5 protein-coding genes and 1 pseudogene are annotated in these 7206 nt (G+C 35.3%); 1 reads left to right on the forward strand and 5 read right to left on the reverse strand.

Annotated elements, in window-relative coordinates:
* The 5 genes and pseudogenes from AT685_RS07520 to AT685_RS07540 all read right to left on the reverse strand — a co-directional run.
* Positions 1 to 512: pseudogene (locus AT685_RS07520) on the reverse strand (hypothetical protein); the annotation flags it as partial.
* A 234-nt stretch (positions 513 to 746) separates the two neighbouring features.
* Positions 747 to 2396: an arginine--tRNA ligase gene (gene argS, locus AT685_RS07525; protein ID WP_072152161.1), complete on the reverse strand. Its 1650-nt coding sequence runs from the start codon at positions 2394 to 2396 to the stop codon at positions 747 to 749.
* A complete protein-coding gene (gene rsfS, locus AT685_RS07530) occupies positions 2356 to 2781 on the reverse strand; it encodes a ribosome silencing factor (RefSeq protein ID WP_072152162.1) in 426 nt (141 codons plus the stop codon). The genes argS and rsfS overlap by 41 nt, the downstream gene beginning before the upstream one ends.
* Positions 2778 to 3230: a LytR C-terminal domain-containing protein gene (locus tag AT685_RS07535; protein ID WP_072152163.1), complete on the reverse strand. Its 453-nt coding sequence runs from the start codon at positions 3228 to 3230 to the stop codon at positions 2778 to 2780. The genes rsfS and AT685_RS07535 overlap by 4 nt, the downstream gene beginning before the upstream one ends.
* On the reverse strand, positions 3227 to 5653 hold the full coding sequence (locus AT685_RS07540) for a penicillin acylase family protein (protein ID WP_072152164.1): 2427 nt from the start codon (positions 5651 to 5653) through the stop codon (positions 3227 to 3229). The genes AT685_RS07535 and AT685_RS07540 overlap by 4 nt, the downstream gene beginning before the upstream one ends.
* Positions 5654 to 5787: 134 nt before the next feature.
* Between AT685_RS07540 and AT685_RS07545 the strand changes: the two genes are divergently transcribed.
* Positions 5788 to 7206 (forward strand): Rossmann-fold NAD(P)-binding domain-containing protein (locus AT685_RS07545; protein ID WP_072152165.1); only part of this gene is annotated, 1419 nt, incomplete at its 3' end.

Genomic DNA, 7206 nt, shown 5'->3' on the forward strand with positions numbered 1-7206 from the left:
GAAAATGAATCAACCAAAGAAACATCTTCGTAAACTCTTATCTGTTTAAGACTAAGATAAGTGGTATAAGTTCTCCCATCTTTTGCTATTGCTAAATGCCATGGGTCAAAATTGGAGTTAACAAATGTAGCGGAGCGATCAAATTCCCCAACAAGTGTTCCATAAGCATTGACCTTTATCATACGGTTATATTGATAGCTGGTTGTTGATTCAGTCATATACAAAAATCCGAAATTTCTACTATTTGGATCCTTATTTACATCAATATCCCTATTACTTAATCCAATTCCAGGAGCTGTATATACGGGATTTTCCCAAACCTGAGTCCATGCTGAATATCCACCAAGTTGTTGTGCTTTAATTTCAACGATATAGTTTCCAATTGGTCCTGGGATGCCGTAGTCATCTGTTCCATCCCAGTAAACGCTATGATCTCCAGGTATTAGATTGTAAACAGTTATAGTTTTTGAGTAGGTCGTTGTAACCTCATGATAAATTTTTACTTCAACCACTGTTGCTGAATCATTTAGCGTGAACTAAATTCTAACTCCTGTTTTATCAGCAAAACTTCCATCAAAAGGAGTTTTGCCATCTGGATTTGTAAATCTGATGTTGCTTGCATATACATTTGCAAGCGCTTGATAAATTGGAAAAGAAGTTAGAATTAATAAAAAGATGAAAAAATAGTTAATTTACGCAACATAATTACGTCTCCTTTTTGTTTTTGAGTTCACCAAAATATAAAATTACATTTTTTCAGGTCTTGAAATGCCTAGGATTTTCAATCCATTTGCAATAACGATTTTAGCTGCAAGACACAATGAAAGACGTGAAAGAGTGAGATTTTCATCATTACTCACGACCCTATGCCTGTGATAAAATCTATGAAATGTCTCAGCGACATCGTTAAGATAATTTATAATCTTCAATGGCTCAAACGTTAAATAAGCAATCTCAATCACCTCCGGGAATGAACTTAACAATTTCGCAAGCTCAATCTCCTCTTTCTCAACAAGAAGATCAAAATTTGCGCGATCTATTTCTTCAATCTTAATCCCAGAATCCTTTGCAAATCTTAAAATACTCGCTATCCTTGCATGAGCATATTGAAGATAATAAACAGGATTTTCTTCTGATTGCTTCTTTGCAAGATTCAAATCAAAATTTAAATGTGCATCTCTGCTCCTATTTAAAAAGAAAAATCTCACAACATCTGGTCCGACTTCGTCAATTAATTCATCAAGCGTTACATAATTTGCCCTTCTCGTTGACATCTTAACAACTTCACCATCTCTTACCAGGGTCACGAATTGATATATCAATACCTTAATTTTTGAAACATCATATCCAAGCACCTCAAGCGCCCTTAGAACATCTGGATACTCAGCAATGTGGTCCGCACCAAAAATATCAATTATTAAATCAAATCCCCTTTTAAATTTTTCAATGTGATAAGCTATGTCTGGTAACCTATATGTCGGCTCGCCGGTGCTTTTGACAAGCACTTTATCCTGCTCCCCTCCGACCTTCGTAGCCATAAACCATTTCGCCCCATCTTTCTCATAAACATAACCAAGTTTTTCAAGCTCCGAAATAACATCCCATATTTTCTTCTCGTAAAGCCAATCCTCATTGTAAAAAACATCAAACTCTATCCCCAACCTTTTTAAAGTTTTCTTTATGTCGTCAAAAATAACTTTCTCAGCTTTCTCTTTGAAAATTTTCAAATCAACTTCATTCCTTAGTGAATCACCATATTCATCAATTAACAACTTTGCAATGTCCTTTATATAATCCCCTTGATAATACTCATCTGGATAATCAATTTTTTCCCCAAGTAATTCAAGATAGCGAAGCCGAACTGAATCCGCAAGGACTCTCATTTGCCTTCCTGCATTGTTGAAATAATATTCACGGGTGACCTCAAATCCAACCCATTCAAGTATGTTTGCAATTGTATCTCCAAGCACCGCATTTCTCCCATGCCCAACGGTAAGAGGTCCAGTTGGATTTGCACTTACAAATTCAACATTTGCTTTTTTCCCATTTCCTATGTTTATTCTTCCATAATTTTCACCTTGATTTAAAATCTCCCTAATCTGTTGTACGAAAAACTTTGGAGTAAGCTTAAAATTTATAAAGCCTGGTCCGGCGACTTCAACCCTTTCAATATACTCTGGCTCTATCTCAAGGCTTGACAATATCTCAGAAGCGATCTCCTTCGGATTTCTACCAATCTTTTTTGCCAAGAGCATCGCAATGTTTGTAGCAAAGTCACCAAAGATTTCATTTTTTGGCTTATCAAATACAATTTCAATTCCATCAAGTTTAACTCCAATTTTCTGCAATGCTGATTTAACTTTTTCTTTCAGGTATTCCTTCGCTGATTGAGGCATCTTTTTTACCTTTTCTGCTTTTTGTTTTTGGCTTTACACTATCTTCTGTTATGTACTCAAATTTAGCATCCCCCCAAAATCTTTCAAGCCCGTAAAATTCCCTCGCTGGCTTTAGAAATGCATGAACAACAACATCAACATAATCAATTAAAACCCACGACAAATTTGTATATCCCTCAATATGCCAGGCTTTAACTCCCTTTTTCTCAAGTTCCTCAACTATGTGATCAACTATTGCTTTCAACTGAACTGATGATTCTGCTGAACATATTACAAAAAAGTCTGTAACTGATGTTAACTTCCTCACATCCATGATTACTATATCCTCCGCCTTCTTTTCAAGAGCAAGTTGTGCTGCTTTCTTTGCGAGAGTTTTTGGCCTCAAAAATTTTCCTCACCTTTGTTTTTAAACGGTTTTAACATGATATAATCCTTGCCTATGACAACCGTGAATTCATTATAATAATTTGATTTCGCTCTTAAAATTTTATTTTCACTTATACCAAGCACCTTTGCAATTAACTTTGCAGTATCTGGCTTTCCAACATGGTCAACGATAAAACTTTCATTTACAATAGCGCCATAGTTTCCATAATCAATCACATCAAAACCTTTGGTTCTCAAATACTGTGTTATTTGAAAAGCAACATCTTCTACTCCACAACCATTTAAAACATCAATTTGATAAGATGGATTTTGAACAGTTATCTCCTCTTCATCTGAAAATTTATAATCCACATTTAAAATTTTCAAAACTCCAAAAACAACAGCCACCACAAAAATTAAACCAAAAGCAATAAATAGAACTCTATTATTTTGCCTTTTATTTTTCATTCCTCCGGAACAAACTTTAATATCCTTGATTTACCATTTTCCAGTTTCTCTCTACCCATCTCAATTTTAACATATTCACCTTTCAAATAAAGCTGTGTCTGACTATCATAAAACCTGCTCATAATTTGCCCAGATGGTCCCGCTGGTATAATTGAATATAATAAATTTTCCGAAAAATCAACAATTTGACGCATTGATGGACCGAGAACACAATTGAACGGTCTTAGCATGCTGAAACCAGCATTATTTACAGTTGTACCTGCACCACCGATCTCAAAAGGACCAAGATTAAAAATCTTATCAAGTGGTTTTCTCAACCCAAGCGGATGCACAAGTTCAAGCTTGTGCAACCTCCCCCAATGCCATGACAACATATCATCTCCAAGCAATTTCCTCAAACTATATATACCCTCCTCAAAACTTTTACGAATTATCTCATCCCTTGTCTCAACTTTATCCACAGTTTTAACATCATCAAACCAAAGCGTATCATTTTCAATTATCAGCTGTTTTAAAATCCTAACTGGGACACCAGAATAGAATATGAACCTTTTGTAAAGTTCCCCTCCAAGTTCATCTTCAAATGTGTTTCTCATCATCGCAACAACAAAAGCGTTGAAAATTGTTGTAGCTATATCATCACGAGAAAAATTGAAACCCCAGTTCTTTAAATACCTAAGCCCGTTTTTTACAAAATCGTTTGTAATTTCATTGCCATCAAATGCATTAATGATATACGGCGTTAATTCTTTTGCATAATGCGAAAAATAATCAAGTTGTAAAGTTTTAAAATCGTTTAACTCAAACTTTTCTTTTGATGATAAATATTCATTAATTCTGATCGCCCTTGATTCTGGTTCCCAAAGATAAGTGATATAGTATGGGTAATCATCTGGAACAATCTTATTATTGGCTGTCGCGATGAAATTTTCTGGTGGATTAAAAACATTAGGTTGTTGATTAAATTGAACAAAACCAATCCAATCAAAATCATCAGTTTCACCAGAATTTAGCAATAATGGATTTAAATTCTTTCTTATCGGTATTTTACCAGCACAATAGTATCCAATATTTCCATATACATCAGCATAGATGAAATTCTGTGCAGGAACAGTGAAAAATTTAAGAGCATCTTTAAAGTCATCCCAATTTTTAGCATGATTAATCTTGTAAAAAACCAAAATTTCATCAGAGATCAAATTTCCAGTCCATTGCATTGAAACTGCTTTTGAAGTAATATATCTCGCATCAGCTTTAGGGATATATTCGGTAAAACTAAACTCATATACATCACTTATAATCGGTCCACGATGTGTTGAGAAAACCCTGAAGCTGTATTTACCTTTCCCCTTAACATGAATTACTTCTTCCCTTTCATTAAGGGGCAACCATGCTCCATTATAAAAGTATTTCTTTTCCACCGAATCAATCTTTTCAACATAGAAGTCTGTATCATCAAGCATCACATTTGTAAGCCCCCATGCGATATAATTATTTCTCCCGATGACTATTCCAGGGGTTCCTGGAATACAAACCCCAAGCATGTCAAAGGAGCCATCGTTTAAATGAACCTGATACCATATTGATGGAAGCGAATAAGGAAGGTGTGGGTCATTAGCAAGCATTGGCTTACCATTTTTTGATATTTTACCAGAGATAACCCATGAATTACTTCCAATTCCATCTGAAACCATTCCAAACATCTCTCTAAACTTAACATTCGCTTCAACGAACTTCCCTGTCGGGACGACATATCTTTTTATGATAAGAGGGGCATTCTGAGGATACCGAGGTATCAACCTTCTAAATTTTTCCTCTCCAACCTTTGAAAGAATCTCACTAAAAACTGGTTCATTCCACCACGCAAAATTTAACTGCCAAGCGATTAATCTTGTTATTAAAATGCAATCTGTTATGCTCCATTCATCAGGTTCATACCCAAGTAATTTAAATTCAACTGGATAATTCCCTTTGTTCGTTTTGATAAAATAATTTACACCATCTGTGTATGATTTTAAGATCTCTATTGATTTTTCGCTTAGATATTTCTGCATTTTTTTAGCTGTCTCATTCAACCCAAGAGTTCTGAAAAGTTTGTCAATTTCCAGTGTCTCAATCCCAAAAATTTCAGACAATCTCCCAGAGGCAATCCTTCTTGAAAGATCCATCTGCCACAATCTATCTTGTGCGGTCACATAACCGAGAGCAAAATAAAGGTCATGTTCATTCTTTGCAAATATATGTGGTATTCCATTTTCATCTCTATAAATATAAACTGTGTCAATTAAAAAATGCGTTTTCAAAGTTCCTTCAAGTTTTGGATGTGATCTTGTGATAAGTTTGTATGAAAGGATGATCACAGCGATCAATAAAACAAGCAAGATGAACGAAATTCCGGCAATGAACTTTGCAAACTTTGACATAGTTTTTTCAATTTTTTGTTTTAAAAAATTTACAAAAACAAGTTTTCATTTCAAATGTGTCTAATTTTTGATTTTGGAAATTTTACTTTATCTGGCTAAATTAAAATGCAACAAAAATTAAAGCCACCCACATCATGGATATCAAAGGAAAATCAGTTCTTATCCTTGGAGCATGGGGACTTGTCGGCTCAGCTGTTACCCGCCGAATAGTTCAAGAAAAACCAAGAAATATAATTGTTGCTTCCCTCAAACAGTGGGAAGCCGAAGAAGCAGTTGAGAAATTAAGAAAAGAATTCCCAGAATTTGACCGAAACTTTTTTATACCTTGGTGGGGCAACATCTTCGTCAGAGATGAATTTAAAGACATGAGCAGAGAGGAAATTTTATCAAACCCTGAATACAGAAGGACTTTGATCAACGACATACTCGGAGAGCTTACTGATGAGATATTAAAACAGTCAGCGCTTTACAAGCTACTGAACAGATTTTCACCCGAAATTGTGATTGATTGTATTAACACTGCAACAGCAATTGCTTATCAGGATATTTTCACATCTGCTCTTGAAGTTTTGCATTCAATTGACAGATTTAAAACTGGGGATGGTGAAAAGGAAAATATAATTGAGCCAGTTGAAAGATTACTCGCAACACTTTACATTCCCCAACTTATAAGACATGTTCAAATACTTTATCGCTCAATGCAAGAAGTTGGGACAAAGATTTATGTTAAAATTGGGACAAGCGGAACTGGAGGAATGGGCTTAAACATTCCATATCATAGCGAGGAAAGACCTTCAAAGGTTTTACTTAGTAAATCTGCCGTTGCTGGAGCACACACGCTTCTTCTCTTTTTAATGGGCAGAACCCCAGATGCACCTATAACAAAAGAAATAAAACCAACAGCAGCGATCGCATGGAAAAAAATTGGATATGGAGAAATAAAAAGATTCGGTAAGCCAGTTGAATTGATTGATTGCCCGCCTGAAAAAGCATTTAAATTAAATGGAACAATTGAATTGAGAATAACTGAGGATAGTTTTGAGAAGCTCAACGAAACTTTAAAATCAGTTTTTATTGATACGGGGGAAAATGGACTCTTCTCAAGAGCCGAATTTGAAACACTTTCAACCCCAGGGCAGATGGAGTATGTTACACCTGAAGAAATTGCCGAAACGGTTATCTTTGAGATCAAAGGTGGTAATACAGGACACGACATAATAAATGCGCTTGACCACGCTACGCTTGAACCAACCTATAGGGCTGGCTTTTTGACTGAATCAGCCTTAAAAAGGATGAGAGAACTTGAAAAACAATATGGTGTTGAAAGCATTGCTTTTGAATTGCTTGGTCCGCCAAGATTATCAAAACTTCTTTATGAAGCGCACCTCCTGAAACTTGCATTTGAAAGCATGGAAAATGTCATCAAACAAGATCCAAAGGTTATGAGCCAGAGGTGTGCCGAGATTATAAAGTCAAATAAAAAATTAAGAGCACAAATAATTTCAATTGGAATTCCAATTTTGATGCCAGATGGAGAAACTTTAATCCGAGGA

It is taken from the genome of Candidatus Kryptobacter tengchongensis (assembly GCF_001458555.1).
Lineage (GTDB): Bacteria > Bacteroidota > Ignavibacteria > Kryptoniales > Kryptoniaceae > Kryptonium > Kryptonium tengchongense.